18 protein-coding genes are annotated in these 20,955 nt (G+C 64.0%); 13 read left to right on the top strand and 5 right to left on the bottom strand.

The window, feature by feature from the left end; translation table 11 throughout:
* Positions 1–85 precede the first annotated feature (85 nt).
* Positions 86–1,294 (top strand): AAA family ATPase, encoded by a 1,209-nt coding sequence (locus tag IEY62_RS05685; RefSeq protein WP_189014830.1) that lies wholly within the window; start codon positions 86–88, stop codon positions 1,292–1,294.
* A 22-nt stretch (positions 1,295–1,316) separates the two neighbouring features.
* Here IEY62_RS05685 and IEY62_RS05680 read toward each other — a convergent pair whose 3' ends face one another.
* On the bottom strand, positions 1,317–2,684 hold the full coding sequence (locus tag IEY62_RS05680; protein ID WP_189014829.1) for an LLM class flavin-dependent oxidoreductase: 1,368 nt from the start codon (positions 2,682–2,684) through the stop codon (positions 1,317–1,319).
* Between the two features lie 296 nt (positions 2,685–2,980).
* Here IEY62_RS05680 and IEY62_RS05675 point away from each other — a divergent pair, with 296 nt between their 5' ends.
* On the top strand, positions 2,981–3,493 hold the full coding sequence (locus IEY62_RS05675; protein ID WP_189014828.1) for a GNAT family N-acetyltransferase: 513 nt from the start codon (positions 2,981–2,983) through the stop codon (positions 3,491–3,493).
* 55 nt (positions 3,494–3,548) lie between these two features.
* Positions 3,549–3,941, top strand: a complete 393-nt coding sequence (locus tag IEY62_RS05670; protein WP_189014825.1) for a RidA family protein — start codon at positions 3,549–3,551, stop codon at positions 3,939–3,941.
* A gap of 72 nt (positions 3,942–4,013) precedes the next feature.
* On the opposite strand, the gene IEY62_RS05665 is transcribed toward IEY62_RS05670, so the two are convergent.
* Together IEY62_RS05665 and IEY62_RS05660 are read right to left on the bottom strand one after the other, a co-directional pair.
* Positions 4,014–4,673 carry a response regulator gene (locus tag IEY62_RS05665; RefSeq protein ID WP_189014823.1) on the bottom strand — a complete coding sequence of 220 codons (660 nt, stop codon included), beginning with the start codon at positions 4,671–4,673 and terminating at the stop codon, positions 4,014–4,016.
* Complete coding sequence (locus IEY62_RS05660; protein WP_189014821.1) at positions 4,666–6,366, bottom strand: sensor histidine kinase; 1,701 nt, start codon at positions 6,364–6,366, stop codon at positions 4,666–4,668. Before IEY62_RS05660 ends, IEY62_RS05665 begins: the two co-directional genes overlap by 8 nt.
* 198 nt (positions 6,367–6,564) lie before the next feature.
* Here IEY62_RS05660 and IEY62_RS05655 point away from each other — a divergent pair, with 198 nt between their 5' ends.
* Positions 6,565–8,067 carry a CitMHS family transporter gene (locus tag IEY62_RS05655; protein ID WP_189014819.1) on the top strand — a complete coding sequence of 501 codons (1,503 nt, stop codon included), beginning with the start codon at positions 6,565–6,567 and terminating at the stop codon, positions 8,065–8,067.
* 48 nt (positions 8,068–8,115) lie between these two features.
* Here the strand turns inward: IEY62_RS05655 and IEY62_RS05650 are convergent, their stop codons facing one another.
* Positions 8,116–9,630, bottom strand: a complete 1,515-nt coding sequence (locus IEY62_RS05650) for an LCP family protein (RefSeq protein ID WP_189014817.1) — start codon at positions 9,628–9,630, stop codon at positions 8,116–8,118.
* Positions 9,631–9,735: 105 nt separating this feature from the next.
* Between IEY62_RS05650 and IEY62_RS05645 the strand changes: the two genes are divergently transcribed.
* The 5 genes from IEY62_RS05645 (at position 9,736) to IEY62_RS05625 (ending at position 14,752) form a co-directional block, all read left to right on the top strand.
* The gene (locus IEY62_RS05645; protein WP_189014814.1) at positions 9,736–10,614 is read left to right on the top strand and encodes a cytochrome c oxidase assembly protein; all 879 of its coding nucleotides are present in this window, start codon (positions 9,736–9,738) and stop codon (positions 10,612–10,614) included.
* Positions 10,615–10,675: 61 nt separating this feature from the next.
* A complete protein-coding gene (gene gatC, locus IEY62_RS05640) occupies positions 10,676–10,972 on the top strand; it encodes an Asp-tRNA(Asn)/Glu-tRNA(Gln) amidotransferase subunit GatC (RefSeq protein WP_018777425.1) in 297 nt (98 codons plus the stop codon).
* A gap of 5 nt (positions 10,973–10,977) precedes the next feature.
* A complete protein-coding gene (gene gatA / locus IEY62_RS05635) occupies positions 10,978–12,531 on the top strand; it encodes an Asp-tRNA(Asn)/Glu-tRNA(Gln) amidotransferase subunit GatA (protein WP_189014812.1) in 1,554 nt (517 codons plus the stop codon).
* Positions 12,531–14,039 carry an Asp-tRNA(Asn)/Glu-tRNA(Gln) amidotransferase subunit GatB gene (gatB, locus tag IEY62_RS05630; RefSeq protein ID WP_189014810.1) on the top strand — a complete coding sequence of 503 codons (1,509 nt, stop codon included), beginning with the start codon at positions 12,531–12,533 and terminating at the stop codon, positions 14,037–14,039. The genes gatA and gatB overlap by 1 nt, the downstream gene beginning before the upstream one ends.
* 86 nt (positions 14,040–14,125) lie before the next feature.
* Positions 14,126–14,752 carry a hypothetical protein gene (locus IEY62_RS05625; RefSeq protein WP_189014808.1) on the top strand — a complete coding sequence of 209 codons (627 nt, stop codon included), beginning with the start codon at positions 14,126–14,128 and terminating at the stop codon, positions 14,750–14,752.
* Here the strand turns inward: IEY62_RS05625 and IEY62_RS05620 are convergent.
* A complete protein-coding gene (locus tag IEY62_RS05620) occupies positions 14,733–15,764 on the bottom strand; it encodes a formylglycine-generating enzyme family protein (protein WP_189014806.1) in 1,032 nt (343 codons plus the stop codon). The genes IEY62_RS05625 and IEY62_RS05620 overlap by 20 nt on opposite strands.
* Positions 15,765–16,146: 382 nt before the next feature.
* On the opposite strand from IEY62_RS05620, the gene IEY62_RS05615 reads away from it, so the two are divergent.
* The 4 genes from IEY62_RS05615 (at position 16,147) to IEY62_RS05600 (ending at position 20,953) form a co-directional block, all read left to right on the top strand.
* Positions 16,147–17,181 carry an ABC transporter permease gene (locus IEY62_RS05615; protein ID WP_189014805.1) on the top strand — a complete coding sequence of 345 codons (1,035 nt, stop codon included), beginning with the start codon at positions 16,147–16,149 and terminating at the stop codon, positions 17,179–17,181.
* A 30-nt stretch (positions 17,182–17,211) separates the two neighbouring features.
* Entirely contained in the window at positions 17,212–18,135 is a 924-nt protein-coding gene (locus IEY62_RS05610) for a carbohydrate ABC transporter permease (RefSeq protein WP_189014803.1), read from the top strand.
* 69 nt (positions 18,136–18,204) lie between these two features.
* A complete protein-coding gene (locus IEY62_RS05605; protein ID WP_189014801.1) occupies positions 18,205–19,863 on the top strand; it encodes a type 2 periplasmic-binding domain-containing protein in 1,659 nt (552 codons plus the stop codon).
* A gap of 46 nt (positions 19,864–19,909) precedes the next feature.
* Positions 19,910–20,953: a LacI family DNA-binding transcriptional regulator gene (locus IEY62_RS05600; protein ID WP_189014799.1), complete on the top strand. Its 1,044-nt coding sequence runs from the start codon at positions 19,910–19,912 to the stop codon at positions 20,951–20,953.
* Positions 20,954–20,955: the final 2 nt, after the last annotated feature.

Genomic DNA, 20,955 nt, shown 5'->3' with positions numbered 1-20,955 from the left:
TCTGTGACCCGGGTTCCCTCTCTGACCCGGGTTCCCTCTCTGACCCGGGTTCCCTCTCTGACATCCGTCCTCTGACCAGCGGCCCATGATCAAGACACTGGCTATCGCCAACTACCGCTCCATTCGGGACCTGGCCATCGAACTTCACGGCCTGGATGTTGTTACCGGGGCCAATGGCAGCGGCAAGTCCTCGCTGTATCGTTCCCTGCGGTTGTTGGCCGAATGCGCCGGGGGAGACTCCGGAAACGTGGTGGGCTCCCTGGCCAGGGACGGTGGTTTGTCATCGACGCTCTGGGCTGGACCGGAGACCATCAGCGATGCCATGCGCCGGGGTGACGTGCCTGTCCAGGGCACTGTCCGCCGGGAGTCCGTGAACTTGAAGCTGGGCTACTCCGGGGACGAATTCGGCTACCTGGTGGATCTTGGCATGCCAGTGCCTGGCGGTGTTGGTTTTGATCAGGAAACCGGCCGCCCGCGGCCTTCCGCGTTCGGGCTTGACCCCGAAATCAAGCGGGAACAGATATTCTCGGGTCCGGTCGCCAGGCCCGGCTCCTTGCTGGTGGACCGTAAAGGAAGTCTGGCAAGGCTCCGTGACGCCGAGGGCCAATGGACCGAACTGTCGCGTCGCCTGGATACGTTCCAAAGCATGCTCACGGAGGTGTCGGACCAGGACCGCGCACCGGAGGTATTGCGGGTGCGGGACTCGGTACGTTCATGGCGCTTCTACGATCATTTCCGGACTGACGCGGACGCGCCGGCCCGCCAGGCCCAGATCGGTACGCGCACCCCCGTGCTGCACCACAGCGGCAAGGACCTTGCCGCCGCGCTCCAGACCCTCCGCGAGGTGGGTTTCGAACAGAAACTGGACGCCGCCGTGCACCACGCTTTTCCCGGCAGCCGGCTGGAGATTGCGGTCAATGACGGCAGGTTCAGTGTGGAACTGAAACAGCCCGGCATGCTCCGGCCCATGAAAGCCGCGGAGCTCTCCGACGGAACCCTGCGTTTCCTGCTGCTGACTGCCGCGTTGCTGACTCCGCGGCCTCCGGAACTCATGGTGCTCAACGAACCGGAGACCAGTCTGCACGTTGATCTGATGCCGGCGCTGGCCGGACTGATTGTCCAGGCCAGCGCCTACAGCCAGGTGATCGTGGTGACGCATTCAGAGGCCCTGCTCAAGGAGCTCCGGGCCAGCGGCGCGGCACACGAGCACGAACTCTACAAGGACATGGGCGAAACCAGGATCAAGGGTCTGGGAGCGCTCGAGGGTCCGTTGTGGAGTTGGCCCAAGCGGTGATCAATACAGTGGATGGGCCGGGCTAGAAGGCAGACCCGATGGAGGTCAGTTCCTGCGCGGCGGTTCCGGCGTAGCGGTTGACTGGCCGTTCCAGCCCGTAGTGTCCGCGCAGCGTGGAGGCGCTGTATTCGGTGCGGAACAGTCCGCGTTGCTGCAGGACCGGCACCACGTGGTCTACAAAGATCTCCAGGCCGGAAGGCAGAACCGGCGGCATGATGTTGAAGCCGTCAGCCGCGCCTGCATGGAACCATTCCTGGATGGCGTCGGCCACTTGTTCCGGTGTGCCGGAGAAGGTCCGGTGTCCCCGGCCGCCACCAAGCCGCCCGATCAACTGCCTGACGGTCAGTTGCTCACGGCGGGCCAGCTCCACAATCAGGGTGTATCGGCTCTTGGCTCCTTCGATGTCGTCCTCGGAGGGCAGGTCCGCAGGGAGTTGCCGGTCCAGGGGAAGGTCCTCGGGCGCCAGCCGCAAGGTCTTGGCGAGCTGCTCGCGCGCGTACTCGGGCTTGATGAGCTCATCCAGCTCCCGTTCGAGCCGCAGGGCTTCGGCTTCGGTGGAGCCGATCACCGGGACGATGCCGGGCAGGATCTTGATGCCCTCTGGATTCCTGCCGGCAGCCGCCGTGCGTGCCTTCAAATCCGAGTAGAACTCCTGCGCATCACCCAGGGTCTGGTGGGCTGTGAAGACTGCTTCGGCATACTGCGCCGCCAGGTTCTTCCCGTTTTCGGAGGACCCTGCCTGGACAACCAGGGGGTGCCCCTGCGGTGAGCGGGGTACGTTGAGGGGGCCGCGGACCCGGAAGTGCTTTCCCTCGTGGTCAATGACGCGGATCCTGGTGTCGTCACCCCACACTCCGTCGGCCTTGTCGGCGAGAATCGCGTCGTCGTCCCAGCTGTCCCAGAGCTTTTGCGCCACCTCGATGAATTCGGCTGCGCGTTCGTAGCGGACTGCGTGCGCCGGCTGGTCGTCCACCCCGAAGTTCCTGGCCGCGTCAGGCCCGGCCGTGGTCACGACATTCCACCCTGCGCGTCCGCCGCTGACCCAGTCCACGGAGGCGAAGCGGCGTGCGAGGTTGAAGGGGTCGTTGTAGGTGGTGGAGGCGGTGGCGATCAGGCCGATCTTTTCCGTGGCTGCGGCGATGGCGGTCAGCAGCACCGTCGGCTCCAGCTTTCCGGCCGGGCGCCGGCCCACTTCGCCGAAGAGGACGGGAGAGTCGGCGAAGAAGATGGAGTCCAGCTTCCCCCGTTCCGCAGTGCGGGCAAGGTGCCGGTAGTGCTCTATTTTGGTCGAAGCGAAGGGATCGCTTTCCGGAAGGCGCCAGGACGCCTCATGGTGTCCGGTGCTCATGAGGAAGGCGTTGAGGTGCAGTTGACGGTCTGGCGGGGTCATGGTTTCTCCTCGGTTCAGGACGGTGTGGGGCGGGTGTGTGGCAACTTAAGCACGTCCCCGAAGATCCCCGCCAGCAGCCCGACATGTGCCCGCAACAGCGCGAAACCGGGGTTCACCGAGCGCAATGGAACGGCATCCGACGCCACGGGAGGCAATGGAAAAGCAACCCGGTCGTTTCTGCCACGCGGCTGCGCAACCCGGCCATCCGACGTGGAGCCTTGCCCAAAGGTGATAGTTCCATCACGGAAACGCCCTATTGGCGCCCTGGGTGGGTCGGGCGCGACTACCATTGGTAGGTGCTTTCGCCGATTACCGTCCGTCCCGCCCTGCCCGAAGACTACGACGCCGTTGCCCGCATTACGCAGGACTCCTACGTCACTGCGGGGTACTACGGCGACGCCGACCACCCGTACCTGCAGAAGCTCCAGGATGTGGCCGGCCGCGCGGAGCATGCAGAGATCCTGGTGGCCGAGCGCAACGGCGAGGTCATCGGTTCCGTCACAGCCGCTCCGGCCGGCGGGGGTTTCTCGGACATTGGCCTTGAGGACGAATTGGAACTGCGGACCCTCGTTGTGGACCCCGCAGTCCAGCGTTCCGGCGCGGGCCGCGCCTTGGTGCAGGCCGTCGTCGACCAGGCCAAAGCCATGGACGGTATCAATGCCGTGTCCCTGACCACGGGCGCTACCTGGGAAAGTGCCAACGCGCTGTACGCCCGCACCGGTTTTGACCGCGCACCGCACCGCGACTGGTTCGTGCCGGGCACCGACATAAAACTGTTCGTTTACAGGCTCGAGCTCGGGCAGTCATAAAGTTTCCTTCGAAGCGCCGGTCACCGGGCCGGGCGCAACGACAGGAAGGCGCGGCATGCGCAAGACATTCGGCACGGGTTCGGTCTGGGAGCAGACCCTTGGGTACTCCCGCGCAGTCCAGGTGGACAACACTCTCTTCATCTCCGCGACGGCGGCCAGCGGGACCGTGGACGGCGAACCGGCAATTGTTGGCGACGACTTCTACTCGCAAACAAAATACATTCTTGAGAAGCTCGGCGCAGTACTGGAAGACGCCGGGTTCTCGTACGAGGACGTGGTGCAGTCCAAGCTGTACCTGACCGATATCAGCAAGTGGGAAGACGCCGGCCGTGCGCACGGAGAGGTCTTCGGTGAGATCCGCCCAACGCTCTCGCTGGTTCACGTCCTGCCGTTCCTGGATCCGCAGATGCTGGTGGAAATCGAGCTCGTGGCGCAGAAGTCCGCCTAGCAGCCCCCCAACTGGGTCGCAGATCGGGTCGTTCCCAGCGTTCGGAACGGCCTGATCTGCTACTTACTTGGGTCAGCCCGGGATGCCGTAACGGTGTTCCGGGCGGCCGGTGCTTCCGTAGCGCAGTTGGATCTCGACGGCGCCGTCGTCCGCGAGCGAGGACAGGTACCTTTGCGCTGTGGCCCGGGAAACGCCAACACGCTCGGCGACCTCCGCTGCGGAGTACTGTTCGCCGGGGACCAGGGATTCCAGCACGGCCGCTTCGGTGGCAGACCGCGGTTTCGCAGCGGGGGCAACGTCGCCAGGAATGAGGGAACGCTTGGCCCGCTCAATGGTGGTCTGGTCGACGGCGGTTTGCTGTCCCAGGATCCGGCGGTAGCGCGCATACGACCTGAGCTGCTGCGACAGGGATTCTGCGGTGAAGGGCTTGAGCATGTACCCCAGAGCACCCCTGCGCAGCGCCACTTTGATGGACTGGGCATCGGAAGCGGCAGTGAGCATCACGGCGTCCACGTCCAGCTGGCCCAGGAGGTCCAGCCCGGACCCGTCGGGCAGGTAGACGTCCAACAGCACAAGATCCGGCCGCAGGCTGTGGATGGCCTGGAGCGCCTGGGACACGGACCCCGCCGGGGCCAGCGCCATGAATCCCGCCACTGAATCCACGTACGCAGCGTGGAGCCTTGCCACATGGAAGTCGTCGTCCACGATCAGCACCCTCAGGTCCTCAGCCACCGTTGTCCTCCCTCGTCGTTGAGCCGGTCCCGGTGGTGCCGGATCCCGCGCCGTCCATCACTCCCGGGATGGTGGCCATGAACACTGCCCCAGGCCCTCCCGCCGTCCCCGGTTCCAACACGCGGACATCGCCGCCGCGTCGTCGCGCCAGCTGCCGAACCAGCGCAAGCCCCAGGCCTTGCCCGGCGCCCGGACGCACCGGGTGCTCCGCCGTCGTGAAGCCTTCCGCGAAAACCTCCTCGGGTTCCAGCCCGCCCAGGCCGTCGCCGGAGTCCGCCACCACGATGTGAAGCGCGCCGCCGTCGGGGCTTTGCTCGTCCAGCAGCTCAATGTCCACCCAGCGTTCCACGGCAGAACCGGCGACGGCGGCGCTCACCGCGTTGTCGATCAGGTTGCCAAGCACTGTTGTGACGTCCTGGGGGTCGGCCACGTGTCCACGGACCAGGGTTTCGGGGCCGATGCGCAGGGCAACACCGCGTTCCGATGCTTCCACACCTTTGGCGCCGACGAAGGCCTGGAGGTAGGGATCCTGCAACAGTTCGGCCTGCTCCACCGGGAATTTCAATGGCCCGGTGGCGGAGATCCTGGCCAGGTAATCCTTGGCGGAATCGTGCTGGCCGATGCTCATGAAGCCGGCGATGGTGTGCAACTGGTTGGCGAATTCGTGGCGCTGGGCCCGCAGCGCAGCGGACATGGTTCCCACAGCATCCAGTTGCCGGGTCAGTTGCTGCAATTCGGTGCGGTCGCGCAGCATAACCACCCAACCGAGGTCTTCCTTCCGGTGCCATGCCTTGCGGGCGCTTGCCACAAGGACCCGTCCACCGGCCACGATTTCCACGGCTTGGGCGTCCTGTGCCGCCGGCCGCGTGAGTTGCTTGAGTTGTTCGGGGACGTTTGCCGAGGTCCAGTCCTGGCCCGTCGCATCGGGCATGTCCAGAAGCCGCGCGGCGGCCGCGTTGAACACGGAGATCCGGCCGTCGGCGGCGATGCCGATCACGCCATCATCAACGCCTTGGAGCACCGCAACCTGATCGTGGACCAGGGTGCTGATTTCCTCGGGTTCGAGTCCGAGTGTGAGCCGCTGGAGCCGGCGGCGGAGCAGGAACGAGGCAAGGACGCCCGCCAGCAGGGCTCCGCCGGCGGTGAGGGCAATGGGCGCGATGTCGCGCACCAGGCTCTTGGTCAGGGACTCCACGGAATATCCCACGCTGACTTCGCCCACGATTGTGCCTGGAGCGTCGGGGGAGTAGACGGGTACTTTGGCGCCGGCGGAAGGTCCCAGTGTGCCGGTGTTGCGTGTGGTGATTTCTTCGCCGGCAAGGGCCACCGAGGGGTCGGTGCTGACCCGCTCGCCGAGGCGTGCGGTGTCCGGGTGTGCAAGGCGCAGCCCGGTTTCGTCCGTGATGACAACGAACAGTGCACCCGTCCGGACCCTGGCTGCCTCCGCCGCGTTCTGGAGAGGACCGGCAGCGAGGATGTCGGGTGGCGGCGTGCCCTCTTCTTTGCTGATGGCCTGGACGTCTGCGCGGATGTCGGGATCGGCAGCGACTGTCCTGGCGAGGGTAAGGGCCTGGTTTTCGGCTTCATCGCCGATCCGTTCATACACCAGCCAGGCGTGGACAACTCCGCTGAGCAGAACTACCAGCAGTACTACCCCGAGCTGGAGGAGGAGCGTCTGGGTGGAAAAGCGCATACTGGTTTTCTTGCTACGGGGCACCGTCAGTCCTTTCCTCCAGATCCATTGAAGCACTGAGCACAATGCGCAAAACGTTCGCAACGAGCAGTATTCCCAACAATTCCCGTAAACCCCGGCCCGTGACGGACGCCACCCTAATGTCTGTAGTGCGCATCACACCGACGTGGCGCCATTCACAGTAGTAAGGAGCCGGCCGTGCTGGTTTTGCTTGGATTCGCAATGATTGCGGTATTCATGGTCCTGATCATGACCAAAAAGTTGACGCCCGTCCTGGCGCTGATCATCGTCCCCACCGTCTTCGGCCTCTTCGCCGGGGCGGGCCTCGGTATCGGTCCCATGGTCATGGATTCCATGAAGTCCATGACCTCCACGGCGGCGCTGCTCATGTTCGCCATCATCTACTTCGGCCTCATGATCGACGTCGGACTTTTTGATCCCCTGGTGAAGTTCATCCTCCGCAAGCTGGGCAACGACCCCGCCAAGGTTGTCCTGGGCACCGCCATCCTGGCCGCCGCAGTTTCCCTCGATGGAGACGGCTCCACCACCTTCATCCTTACTACCGCCGCCATGCTCCCGGTGTACCTGCGCCTCAAGATGAGTCCCGTGGTCCTGACCTGTGTGGCAGGCCTGGCCAACGGCACCATGAACATCCTGCCGTGGGGCGGCCCCACCGCACGTGCCGCCACAGCCCTGAAGCTCGACGTCAACGACGTCTTCGTCCCCATGGTCCCGTCCCTGATCGTCGGCCTGATCGTCGTACTGGTCTTCTCCTGGCTGCTCGGCCTGCAGGAACGCAACCGTCTGCGCACCGCAGCTCCGGAGATCTGGGGCGAGGTCGCTGATCCCTCTGAAGCGTTCGACGGCGGCACGGGCCGCGGCGGCTCGCTCGCCGCAGCTTCCGGCACCGCGGGTTCCGGATCAGGTTCGGGCAAGGGCCGCTTCGGCTTCGGCCGCACCGCCGGCAAGCCCGGCTCCGGCGGGGGCGCCGGCGTCGCCGTTCTTGATCGTCCCGAAACCCTGGTCGACGACCACGACACCGCCATGGCCGACACTGCCCTGGACCCCAACCGCACCACCCTGCGTCCCAAGCTGTTCTGGTTCAATCTGGGCCTCACGGTTGCCGTCATGGTGACCCTGGTTGCCAACATCGTTCCGCTGCCGTTCGTCTTCATGGTCGGCTCTGCCATCGCCCTGCTGGTGAACTTCCCCAAGGTCAAGGACCAGGGCGCGCAGTTGATTGCACACGCGCCGTCGATCGTCGCCGTAGTCAGCATGGTCATGGCCGCGGCAGTCCTCACCGGTGTGCTGAACGGTACGGGCATGGTCAAGGCGATGTCCGAATGGCTGGTCCAGATCATCCCTGCGGAAATGGGCCCGTTCATGGCAGTCATCACCGGCCTGCTGAGCATCCCGATGACCTTCTTCATGAGCAACGACGCCTTCTACTTCGGCGTCCTGCCGGTCCTGAGTGAAACCGCCGCCCACTATGGTGTTGGAGCCGCGGACATGGCCCGCGCTTCCATCACGGGCCAGCCTTTCCACCTGCAGAGCCCCTTGGTTCCGGCCATTCTGCTGCTGGTGTCGCTGGCCAAGGTTGACCTGGGCGATCACCACAAGAAGGTCCTCTGGCGCACCGCCGTCATCTCGATCGTGATGCTGGCCGTCGGAGTCCTCACCGGAGCGATCGGCATCGGCTGACCATCCGCTCTCCCTACCAGCGAGGCGCCGCAGCGCCACAGTAAATGATCAGCCTGCCGGGTTTGTTGCCTGGCAGGTCTGGTCATTTGCCGTTTGGCTGGGAATGCTTCCTTGTGCCGGCGCCTGGACCGGCTTATCGCCGGAGGCAAAGTCCTCGCCGGCGTAGAGCTGGACGCCCGCAATGCCGGTGACCTCCTGGACGCTGGTGGCCGGAAGCCCGAACATTGCGGCGATATCGGTTGCGACGTCGTCGAAACCGGCCTGGTAGTAGATCATGGTTTGGGCCTGTGGCTGGGCCTGCAGCCGGCTTGTCTTGGTGTAGCCGGCGGCGGCCAGCGTCGCGGCGATGGCGTTGCTCCGACCCGTCACCGACGTGCCGTTGGCAACGGAAACCGGCTGGAGTGCTTTGTCGAAGGAAGGTTTGGCCGGCGGGGTGGAAGGCCCGGCCGTGGGAGCCGCGCCCTGGCTGAGGTCGGCGCTGTGCTGGAGGGCAGAGAAAAGCTGCGACGCTGCGGGTTCGGCCAAGGCCAGCCGGTTGGGGTCGGACGGCGCAGGAACAGTCGGTACGGTCACGAAATTGACCTTGGCGGGGTCGATGTTCTTGAGGCGGTCGGCGATGGTCAGCAGTGCCGGAACGGAAGACAATCCGGTGTCTACGGTGAGGTTGCTGGTCATCGTGTCGGCGATGTCCAGCACTTTTTGCGGGTTGGAGAGGGTGCCTTCGGATTTGAGCTTGCGCACGAGCGAACCAAGGAAGGCCTGCTGGGCCTGGATCCTGCCCAGGTCCCCGCCGTCGGCGAAAGCATGCCGGGTGCGCAGGAACGCCAAGGCCTGGTCACCCTTGACCTGGGAGGTTCCCTTGGGAAGCCGGAGTCCGGAGTCGGGATCGTAGACATCCGAGTTGACGCACACATCCACGCCTCCCACCTTGGTGGAGAGTTCTTTGACGGCGTTGAAGTCCGCCATCATGAAGTGGTCGATTTCCAGGCCGGTGAGCTTGTTGACCGTGTCCACGGCACAGCCAATCCCGGCTTCGGCCATGGCGCTGTTGATCATTGCGTCCTCCCGGGCAGCATGTTGCTGCTTGGTGGCCTGGTCCTGGCATTCGGGAACATCCACCATGAGGTCGCGCGGAAAGCTGATGACATTGACGTTGTTGTTGTCCGCGGAAATATCCACCAGCATCATGACGTCGGATTGGCCGTAGCCCGATGACTGGTCCGCCGTGCCGTACTGGCTGTTCTTGCCGCTGCGGGTGTCGCTGCCCAAGACCAGAATCTGCAGCCGGTCCTTGCGGTCATCCACCGGTCCCTCGGTGCGGGCGCCCCCGGCTCCGAGCGCACTCGTGGAGATATTGGACTGCAACCGCCAGAGCCAATAACCGCCAAAGCACAGCACCCCGAGCAGGACTGCGGCCATCACCAAGACACCGAGCCGCAGCCAGCGGCGACGTTTGCGGGAGGGCGAAGCGAGGCTGCCGTCAACCAGGTTTCCCTGCCCTGGATAAGCGGCAAGAGCTGGGTCGGAGCGGTTGGGGTCGGGACTTTCGTGACGACCTTGCACAGGGCCGGCCTTTCCTTGGGGGTCAGAAGCGGCCCATGTTACTGAGCCATTCTGGGAATTTCCCCTATCAGCCGGGCGCCCAGCCGGCGGGAATATCATGGGCCTGTGCCGCCCCTTGAACTCATCATCAGTGCCTGGCAAATCGACTGGGCAGCCCTGGCAATGATCAGCACCTTTGGCGTGCTGTACGGCCTGGGGATCCGGGCCGCCGGCAGGAACGGGCAAACATGGCCCCTCTGGCGGACACTGGCCTTCTACCTCCTCGGCCTTGGCTCCCTGGCCGTCCTCACTTGTGGATTCAGCGGGGTCTACAGCGCGGATCTGCGCTGGGCTTTCACCCTTAAAGTCACGTTGCTTCTGTTTGTTGTCCCCCTCCTGATGGGATTGGGCCGGCCTATCACGCTGGCCCGCGCGGCACTGTCCGCCAAGGGTGTGGAAACGCTGAACACCGTGCTGTCCCACCGCGTTGTGCGCTTCTTCAGCAATTCCCTGGCCGCCCCGCTGATCGGCTTGGCGCTCTTCTCAACCTTCCTCACGCCCGCCTTCCATACGCTGCGTGCCGATCCGCTGGCCGAAATCCTCCTGACCGTCTGCATTCCTTTGCTGGGCCTCCTGATGGCCCTGCCCATCATCGAAGAAGCGGATTTCCAGCGTTCCAGCGCGTACATCACCTTGGAGTTCGTGTTCGTTTTCATCGAACTCCTGGCCGATGCCGTGCCGGGCATCCTGCTCCGTCTCAACGGCCAGGTCCTGGACCACGTCACCACCACCCAGGCCATGGCGGGGTGGTTCCCGGACCCTCTCCGCGACCAACAGCTGGCGGGGGACGCCCTGTGGTTCATCTGCGAGATCGTCGACCTGCCCCTCATCATCCTGATGTTCATCCGCTTTTCCAGGAGCGACAAACGTGAGGCACGCGGTTTCGATCAGCTGACGGACGCGCAACTGGATGAGCTGAACGCGCAGCACTTGAACCGGCGCTGAAGCCGGCGCGCAGCCAAGTAGACTGGTTCGGAAAACCATTTGAACTTTGCAGGGGAGATCCATGGCTGCGATCAACCGTGACGACGTCGCGCATCTTGCGCGTCTGGCTCACATTGAAATGAGTGCCGAAGAACTGGACAGGATGGCTGTTGAGCTTGCTGTCATCGTGGATTCGGTGAAGAGCGTGAGCGAGGCTGCCGGGGACGATGTTCCGGCAACATCGCACCCGATTCCGTTGACCAACGTGTTCCGTGAGGACGTCGTAGGTCACACGTTCACGGCCGAGCAGGCGCTGTCAGGCGCCCCGGATGCTTTCGAGAACCGTTTCAAGGTCCCGGCAATCCTGGATGAGGACTAATCACCATGACTGAGCTGAAGAACGAACTCATCCGCCACTCCGCTGCCGACCTCGCAGCCAAGCTGGCCGCCCGCGAAGTTTCCGCCGTCGAAGTGACGCAGGCGCACCTCGACCGCATTGCTGACGTCGATGGACAGGTTAACGCCTTCCTCCACGTCAACAGCGAAGAGGCCTTGGCAGTCGCCGCCGATGTTGACGCTGCCCGCGCAGCCGGTGGTGCCGCTGCAGAGGAACTGCATGCCCTGGCCGGTGTGCCGATCGCGGTGAAGGACCTCATCGTCACCATCGGCCAGCCGACCACCGCTGGTTCGAAGATCCTCGAGGGCTGGCACAGCCCCTACGACGCCACAGTCGTCAAGAAGCTGCGCGCAGCCCGGATGCCGATCCTGGGCAAGACCAACCTCGATGAGTTCGCCATGGGTTCTTCCACGGAACACTCCGCATTCGGACCAACGCGCAACCCGTGGGACCTGGACCGCATCCCTGGCGGTTCCGGCGGTGGCTCCGCTGCCGCCGTCGCCGCTTTCGAAGCGCCGCTGGCGCTGGGCACCGACACCGGTGGCTCGATCCGCCAGCCTGGTGCCGTCACCGGAACGGTTGGCGTGAAGCCGACCTATGGTGCTGTTTCCCGGTATGGCGCCATTGCCATGGCGTCGTCGTTGGACCAGATCGGCCCGGTTTCCCGGACTGTGCTGGACTCGGCACTGCTGCAGGAAGTCATCGGCGGTCACGATCCCTTTGATTCCACATCGCTGACGGATCCGTTCAACGATCTCGTTGCTGCCGCCCGCCTAGGCAACGTTGACGGCATGAAGATCGGCATCGTCAAGGAGCTTCACGGCGAGGGCTACCAGGCCGGCGTCGAGAAACGTTTCAACGAGTCCCTTCAGTTGCTGAAGGACGCCGGTGCTGACATCGTCGAGGTCTCCTGCCCCAACTTGAAGTACGCCCTGGGCGCGTACTACCTGATCATGCCGTCCGAGGCTTCCAGCAACCTGGCCAAGTTCGACGGCGTCCGGTTCGGCTTGCGTGAGCTGCCCAAGGACGGTCCCATGACCATAGAACGTGTCATGGGCGCTACCCGGGCCGCCGGCTTCGGAGACGAAGTCAAGCGCCGCATCATCCTTGGTACCTACGCCTTGAGCGCCGGCTACTACGACGCTTACTACGGCTCGGCACAGAAGGTCCGTACGCTGATCCAGCGCGACTTTGACGCCGCTTTCGCGAAGGCCGACGTCCTGATTTCGCCCACGGCGCCCACCACGGCGTTCAAGCTGGGGGAGAAGCTGGAAGATCCGCTGGCGATGTACCTGAACGATGTCGCAACAATCCCGGCCAACCTTGCCGGTATTCCGGGCCTGTCCCTCCCGGGTGGCCTCGCGGACGAAGACGGCCTTCCGGTGGGCATCCAGCTGCTGGCTCCGGCCCGCCAGGATGCACGTCTGTACCGTGTTGGCGCAGTCCTCGAATCCGCACTTGAAGAGAAGTGGGGCGGCCCGATCCTTGCGAAGGCGCCTGTCCTTGGTTCTGCCGCAACAACCGCCGGAGGTTCCAACTAATGTCCGTCGATGCAACCCTGAGCTTCGAAGAGGCCATGGAGAAGTACGATCCCGTCCTGGGGTTCGAGGTCCACGTGGAACTCAACACCAAGACCAAGATGTTCTCCTCGGCACCCAACGTTTTCGGTGACGAGCCGAACACCAACGTCAACGAGGTTGACCTGGGCATGCCCGGCGTCCTACCCGTGGTGAACAAGGCTGCCGTGGAGTCCTCCATCAAGATTGGCCTTGCCCTGAACTGCAAGATCGCCGAATCCTGCCGCTTTGCCCGAAAGAACTACTTCTACCCGGACACTCCCAAGAACTTCCAGACCTCGCAGTACGACGAGCCGATCGCCTACGACGGTTACCTCGACATCGAGCTGGAGGACGGCACGGTTTTCCGCGTGGAGATCGAACGCGCCCACATGGAAGAAGACGCCGGAAAGCTGACCCACATGGGCGGCGCTGCAGGCCGCATCCAGGGTGCCGACTACTCGCTGGTGGACTACAACCGTTCGGGTGTGCCGCTGGTGGAGATCGTCACCAAGCCGATCGAGGGTGCCGGCAGCCGGGCGCCTGAACTGGCCAAGGCCTACGTCGCCGCGGTCCGCGAGATCGTGAAGAACCTCGGTGTTTCCGACGCCAAGATGGAACGCGGCAACGTCCGTTGCGACGCCAACGTTTCCCTCCGCCCGCACGGCCGCGAACGTTTCGGCATCCGTTCGGAGACCAAGAACGTGAACTCGCTGCGCGCCGTCGAGCACGCCGTCCGTTACGAAATCCAGCGGCACGCCGCCGTCCTTGAGTCCGGCGAGCCGGTTATCCAGGAGACGCGCCACTGGCACGAGGACACGCGTTCGACGACGTCGGGCCGGCCCAAGTCCGACGCTGACGATTACCGCTACTTCCCGGAGCCGGACCTGGTTCCCGTCGTCGCCTCGCGTGAGTGGGTGGAAGAACTCCGCGCCACCCTTCCCGAGCCGCCGGCGGAACGTCGCAAGCGACTCAAGGAAGCCTGGGGCTACTCGGATCTGGAGTTCCGCGACGTCGTGAACGCCGGTGTCATGGACTCGATCGAGGAAACCATTGCAGCCGGTGCCTCCGCCGATGTTGCCCGCAAGTGGTGGATGGGTGAGATCGTAGGCCGCGCCAAGGTGGCCGACGTCGATCCTTCCGAACTCGGCGTCACGCCACAGGTCATCGTCGAGCTGAACAAGCTCGTCGAAGGCGGCAAAATCAACAACAAGATGGCCACGCAGGTCCTGGACGGCGTCCTCGCCGGCGAAGGCACCCCGGCGGAAATCGTCGAAAAGCGCGGCCTCGCGGTTGTTTCCGACGACGGCCCCCTCCTGGAAGCCATCGATGCCGCCCTGGCCGCCCAGCCGGACGTGGCGGAGAAGATCCGTGGCGGCAAGGTCCAGGCCATAGGCGCGATTGTAGGCGGCGTCATGAAGGCCACCCGTGGCCAGGCAGATGCCGGCCGCGTCCGCGAGCTCATCCTGGAGAAGCTTGCCGTAGAGGGCTAACAGCCCGGAGTCCCTCAAAGCAGGCCGCAGCTTTTGCTGCGGCCTGCTTTGTTTTGGCCGGACAATTTTGGGCGCACAATGGATGCATGGCCACTTTCAAACCGGGCCTTCGGAAGGCCCTTCTAGCCGGCGGGATCGCCGTCACTTTGACCGGTGCCGGGGGCGCAGCCGTATGGGCCGGCACCCAGCCCGGCCCTTCGCCGTCGAGCCCTTCTGCCACACCGAGCCCTTCTGCCACCGCCAAAGCCGGATCCGCCGCCGCTTCCGACAAAGCCGGATCCCGGGCCATCCATGGTGAACACGTCGTCAAGCAACAGGACGGGAGTTTCCGCACCGTCCTCACCCAGGCGGGAACCATTGATTCGGTGAGTGGCCCGGACATCACGGTGAAGAGCGAGGACGGGTTCACCCAGCGGTACGCGATCACCACCGACACCAGGATCACCAGGATTCCCGCCGATTTGTCGCAGCTCCGCAACGGCAACGGCAAGAGCAGGCCTGAACTGCCGTCGGCCACGGCTGCTGACCTGAAGGCCGGCGACAAGGTCCACATCAGCGGAACCAAAGACGGCGACACTGTCTCGGCAACAAGGATTGTTGTAGGCGAGCTTCCGGCAGGGCTCAAGGGTGGGTACGGCCTCAAGGGCGGACACGGGCTCATGGGCGGCCACCGCGTACACGGACCCAAGCAAACTACAGAGCCACAGTCCTGAAACCGAGGTTCGCGCTGGCCGAATCCGGCGTGTTCGAACTCCGCGCGGCCAAACGGTAGCGGTTGCAGTAGGAGTCGTGGCAGAGGTACGAGCCACCACGCATCACCTTGCCCCGCCCGATGGTGGGCCCTTGCGGGTTCTCGACCGTTCCTTGAGCCAGGCACGTCTTGTAGTACTTGGGCAGGAACCAGTCGCTGCACCACTCCCAGACGTTCCCGCTGGTTTGGTAGAGGCCGTAGCCGTTGGGGGCAAAGGATCGCGCGGGGGCTGTGGTGAGGTAGCCGTCGCCGAGCTCGTTGCGGGCCGGGAAGTCGCCTTGCCAGATGTTGCAATTGTGGGCTGCCTTGCCCGGCGCGTCATTGTGCAGTTGGTTGCCCCAGGGGTAGCGCTGCCCTTGCTGTCCGCCCCGCGCTGCGTATTCCCATTCGGCTTCGGTCGGCAGCCGGCGGCCCGCCCATCCGCAGTACGCCAGGGCGTCGTTGTGCGACACATGGGTCACCGGGTGGTCCGCTGCTTCGCTCCAGTGGGAGAGGGGACCGGCCGGATGGGCCCAGTCGGCTCCACGAACGTTCAGCCACCACGGGACGGTGGTGACGTTGTTGAGGATGTCCGTCTTGTCCGCTTTGACGGCCAGGTGGAACACGGCCGATGTCCCGAAGATCTCTGACTCGGTGCGGTATCCGGTGGCGTCGATGAATGCTGCGAATTCCTGGTTGGTGACTGTCGTGGCGCTGATCCTGAAGCCACTGACCCGCACCTCGTGCACCGGCGACTCTCCGTCGGTTTCGTAGCCTTCTTCGAACGGGTCGCCCATGGCGAAAATGCCCGCCGGAACCTGGACGTCGCCGCGTTCGATGCCTGCTTCCTGCTTCGTCCCGGAAGACCCGGGCCTCGCGGACAAGTCGACGGCGGTACTCGCCCCACGATTTCCAACGAGCCCGGGTAAGGGGAGCGTCAGCCGCGGCTCCTCGTGCGCCCTGGCGTCGGCGCCCGGGCTACAGCAATCTGCCATGTCAACCTTCTGTTAATGTTCCAACCCCTTGTACTTTATCGGCGCACCCTTGCCCGTCAAAGGCACCCCTGTACTCGCCCGGCGCACCTCGTTCCGCCGTGCGCGCCACTCGTAGCCCGGAGGCGCACCTCTTTCCGCCGTTCGCACCCGTTGTTACGGGTGCCCTGGGCGGCAACGGTGCGGGCAGCACGCAGGAAGGCGGCCAAAGGACCTCACTTATTCAAAGACCAGCGTACGCAATAGTGACGAAACCTGATTTCTGCGAGCAGTTTCGATCATGATCTTGCAAAAAGAGAGGGGAGTCACTTATGGTTTGTTAAACGGTTAACGAGCGTGGCCTGAATCACATTGATGGCTTTCGCTCAACACTTGAGGAGACAGCATGAACTCGACGACGGAACAGGCTCCGGCATTGCCCGAAGCTCGCCGAGTCCCCGCCCGGGCAGGTGGAAAGACCGCCGCGGCCGGTGCGAAGAAGCGGAAGAGAAACAAGGTCCCGCAACAGAGCTTCCGGTCCCGCCTTCGGCGCGACAAGCAGATGCTGCTCATGATGGTGCCGGGAGTGCTCTTCCTCCTGCTTTTCTTCTACATCCCCATCCTGGGCAACGTCATCGCCTTCCAGGACTACCAGCCATACCTCGGCATCGGAGACAGCCTGTGGGTGGGCTGGCAGAACTTCGTGGACCTGTTCGGCAATCCTGATTTCATCCACGCCTTCTGGAACACCCTGTACCTGGCGGCCTGGCAGTTGGTCTTCCTTTTCCCGGTTCCGCTGGTACTGGCCCTGATTGTGGACTCGCTCGTCAGCACGCGGGTCCGGAAGATTTTCCAGAGCATCGCCTACCTCCCGCACTTCCTGTCCTGGGTCCTGGTCATCGCGTTCTTCCAGCAGATGCTGGGCGGCGCGGGGTTCGTCAACAACCTCCTGCGTGACTGGGGGATGGATCCAATTCCCTTCATGACCAATCCGGAGACCTTCCCCGTGATGGTGGTGGTCCAGATGATCTGGAAAGACGCGGGCTGGGCCATGATCATCTTCCTGGCGGCGCTGGCCAGCATCGACGCCTCGCTCTACGAAGCTGCAGCAGCCGACGGCGCCGGGCGCTGGCGGAGGATGTGGCACATCACCCTCCCCGGACTGCGTCCGGTGATAGTCCTGCTCCTGATCCTCCGCATCGGCGACATTCTCTCCGTCGGCTTCGAACAGTTCATCCTGCAGCGGGACGCCGTAGGAGCCGGGGCCGCGGAAGTCTTGGACACCTTCACCTACTACACCGGCGTAGTGGGAGGCGGTTGGAGCTCCGGTGCAGCGGCCGGTCTCGCGAAGGGCGTCGTCAGCGCCCTGCTGATCTACGGCGCCAACAAACTTGCCCACCGCTTCGGCGAAGACGGAATTTTTGCTAAGCAGGCACGCTAGCCCACGCGGCTGCCGCACAAGGAGAACCCCATGGCAACAACACTTTTCACCAGGAAACCCCGCGAACTGAGCTACAACCCCAAGCGACCGGTGTGGAAGGAAAAGCCTTCCGCGCTGTACCAAACGGTCAAAGCAGTGGTCTTGATCGTCTTCAGCCTGTCCATCCTGACGCCCATCCTCCTGGTGGTTTCAACGTCCCTCGCTGACACTGAACAGCTCGTGAAGGCCGGCGGCTTCGTCCTGTGGCCCGAACGACCCACCCTCGAGGCCTACGCCACCATCTTCAAGGGCCCCATGGTGCTCCAGTCGCTGGGAGTGAGTGTGCTCATTACCGCTGTGGGCACCATTCTGGCGCTCTTCGTGACCATCACCATGGCCTATGCCACCAGCCGTTCGGTCCTCTTTGGCAGGCCCGTCATCCTGGCAGTGCTCTTTACCCTCCTCTTTGCGCCGGGGCTGATCCCGTCGTTCCTGATGATCCGTCAACTGGGCCTGCTGGATTCCCTCTGGTCCCTGATCCTTCCGGGCATCTTCGGAGCCTTCAACTTTGTGGTGATGCGCTCGTTCTTCATGAACATCCCGGGCGAACTGATCGAAAGTGCCAGGATCGACGGCGCCAACGACTGGCAAATCCTGTGGCGCATCGTCATGCCGCTGTCCAAAGCCGTGATCGCCGTCGTCGGCCTGTTCTACGCGGTGGGCTTCTGGAATTCGTTCTTCAACGCCCTCCTCTACATCAACGACCACAGCAAATGGCCCATCCAGCTCCTGCTCCGCAACTTCGTGGTCCAGGGGAGCGGGGCGGCGGACCAGCTGGGAATCACCACAACCCCGCCGCCGCAGTCCATCCAGATGGCGGTGGTGGTGGTTGCGCTGGTCCCCATCCTGATGGTCTACCCGTTCCTCCAGAAGCACTTTGCCAAGGGCGTCATCACTGGCGCCGTGAAGGGCTAGCCGCACCAGCGGAGCCCGAAAAGAACTGAAACCCACACCATGAAGCAAATAACCAGAAAGGGTTATGCCATGACGAGCACTTCCTCACAGGCTGGATTCAGCCGCCGCGGTTTCCTTGGCCTCGCAGGCTTGGCCGTGACCGCAGCCGGATTGTCCGCCTGCGGTGGCGGGGGCGCCGGCGGCAACGGAGGCGCCGCTGCCTCCGCTTCGGTCAAACTGCCCACCTACAAGGAATTCACTGGCGTCACCCCGGACATCGCGGGCAACGCCAAGGGCCTGCAGTCCGGCTACTTCAAACTGCCCACCGCTGTGCAGTCCGTGAAGACTCCGCCGCTCAAGGGAAAGGTCACAGGCCTGACCGAAACCTTCGACACCATGAGCCCGGGCCTGAAGGACAATCCTTTTTGGCAGCGCCTCAACACCAAGCTCGGCGGCGACCTGGAACTGCAGATCGCCGAGGACATAGGAGACGGCTACCCGGCCAAGTTCGCCACCGTGCTGGCCAGCAACGACCTCCCGGACATGATGTGGGTTCCGCCGAACCAAGGCATTCCCAACGTCGGGCCCATGCTCGAAGCAAAATTCCAGGACTTGACGCCCTACCTTTCCGGTGACGCCGTCCTTGAGTACCCCAATCTGGCCGCACTCAAGCCCGACTCCTGGAAGACCGCCGTCGTGAACGGCAAGATCTGGGGAGCGCCCATCCCGAGCACCCCGTTCGGCCAGGTGTACGTGGGCAACCACGACGTCTGGGCGAAAGTGGGCGGCTTTGCAGCGGCCAACGCTGATGAGTTCCTGGACAAAGCCAAGGAACTGACGCGTCCGGGTGACCAGCAATACGCCCTGGAACCGGCCTACATCAACGCCCTGCACATGGTGACCGAGTGGTTTGGAGCCCCGAACAGCTGGGCCGTCAACAAGGACCGCACCCTGACGCATCTGTACGAGACCGACGAATACCTGGCAGGGGTCGAGTTCACCGCCAAGATGTTCGCAGGGGGCGTCTTCTACCCGGACTCCAAGGCCACTGACATCCGTTCCCGCGTGGCCAACGGAAGCGTGGCCGCGCAGGTGGTCAGCGGCCCGCATGACATCCGGAGTTACCGCGCCCTGAACAAGGACGTCCAGTTCGACATCCTGATCCCCTTCAGCGCCGACGGCAAGGTCAAGCCCGTCTACGACATGGGTTACGGCACGGTGGGATTCACCCCGTTCAAGAAGGCTGAAGAGGGCAGGATCCGCGAACTGCTGGCACTCATCAACTACCTGTCCGCCCCCTTCGGCACTGTTGAGTACATGCAGAAGAACTTCGGCGAGCTCGGCCAGGACTACACCATCGATGCCTCGGGCAACCCTGTCCGCACGGACACGGGGACTACAAACGCACCCGGTCTGGTGTCGGCATTGAACATCATGTCCAGCCCGGAGAATGTCATCTTCAACCCCGGATTCGACGACGACACCCGCTACGTCAGCCAGCAGGAAGAGAAGCTGCTGGAGTTCGCCTGGCGCAACCCCACCAACGGCTCGTACTCGGACACCAACGCCAAGGTGGGTGCCAAGATCACCAAGCAGCTGCGCGACAAAGTGGTGGACATCATCACGGGCAGGGCCAAGATCGACGAGCTCAAGGACGCGGTCAAGCGTTGGAAGAGCGAAGGCGGGGACAAGATGCGTGATGAGTACCAGGCCGCGTTGGATCCCAACGTGCCGGTATTCAGGAGCTAGCCTCAACGAACAAGACGCAAAAGTACACGAACAAGCAGGGGGAACCATGGCAAAAGCGAGCAGCACCGGAGTACGGCCCACCATCCGAATGGTGGCCGAACTGGCCGGCGTCTCCACCGCCACGGTGTCCTACGTGTTGTCAGGGCGGCGTGGTGACGGCGGACCGGGCGTTTCGGATCCGACGGCGGAAAAGGTCAAGGCTGCTGCGGAGCGGCTGGGCTACCGCCCCAACCAGGCGGCCCGGGCCATCCGGACGGGCCGCACCAACACGGTGATCCTGTCGTTGACCATGCTCTCCGATCCGTGGTCGTTGTCCGTCATCGAAGCCGTGCAGAAGGCAGCTGTTCCGCTGGGAATCACGCCGATGATCCTCGGTGATGCGGACTGGGTCAAAGTGCTCGGGACCCACAACGCTGACGCCGTGTTCGTCGATGCTGTCCGCGGGAACCAGCGCGATGACCTGCGGAAGTTGGCGGCGCGCGGGACCACCCTGGTGGTTTTCGACGAGGTCCTGGACGCGGAAGGCTTCGATGTCATCCGTTCCATTGCCGGGCCCGGCTGCCGGATGGCCGTGGAGCACCTGCTCCACGGACACCGGCGGATCGCTTGCCTGACTCCGGCAACGGCTTCCGGCACCTCCGGGGGATCGCGGTACCGGGCCTATTCCGATGCTTTGGCCTCGGCCGGCATCCCGGAGCGGCAGGACTACGTGGGGCTGTTCGATGGGACCACCGCCGGCGCCTATGCCGCTTCCACCCGGCTCCTCAGCATGCCGGACCGCCCCACTGCCATCTACGCCACCACGGATTACGCAGCGGTCAGTGCCATCAACGCGGCACAGCGCCTTGGGCTGGGGGTCGGCGTGGACGTGGACATCATCGGTGTCGGCAACACGGTGGAGGGTGAGCGGATGTCGCCCTCGCTCAGCACCGTTGGTCCCGTGGATTTCTTCGACAAGCTCGCCCGTCGGCTCCTGAAACGTGCTGCCGGGCACGGCGACCACGACGAGCCCGCCGTCCTTGACTTCCCGTGGCATCTGTTCGTGCGCGAATCGGCGCCCCACCGCAGCACCGCCACCAGACTTTACTAAGA

The organism is Paenarthrobacter histidinolovorans (assembly GCF_014647595.1).
GTDB classification, from domain to species: domain Bacteria; phylum Actinomycetota; class Actinomycetes; order Actinomycetales; family Micrococcaceae; genus Arthrobacter; species Arthrobacter histidinolovorans.
The sequence above is the reverse complement of the archived record's forward strand: the minus strand, read 5'-3'. Positions and strand labels throughout refer to the sequence as shown.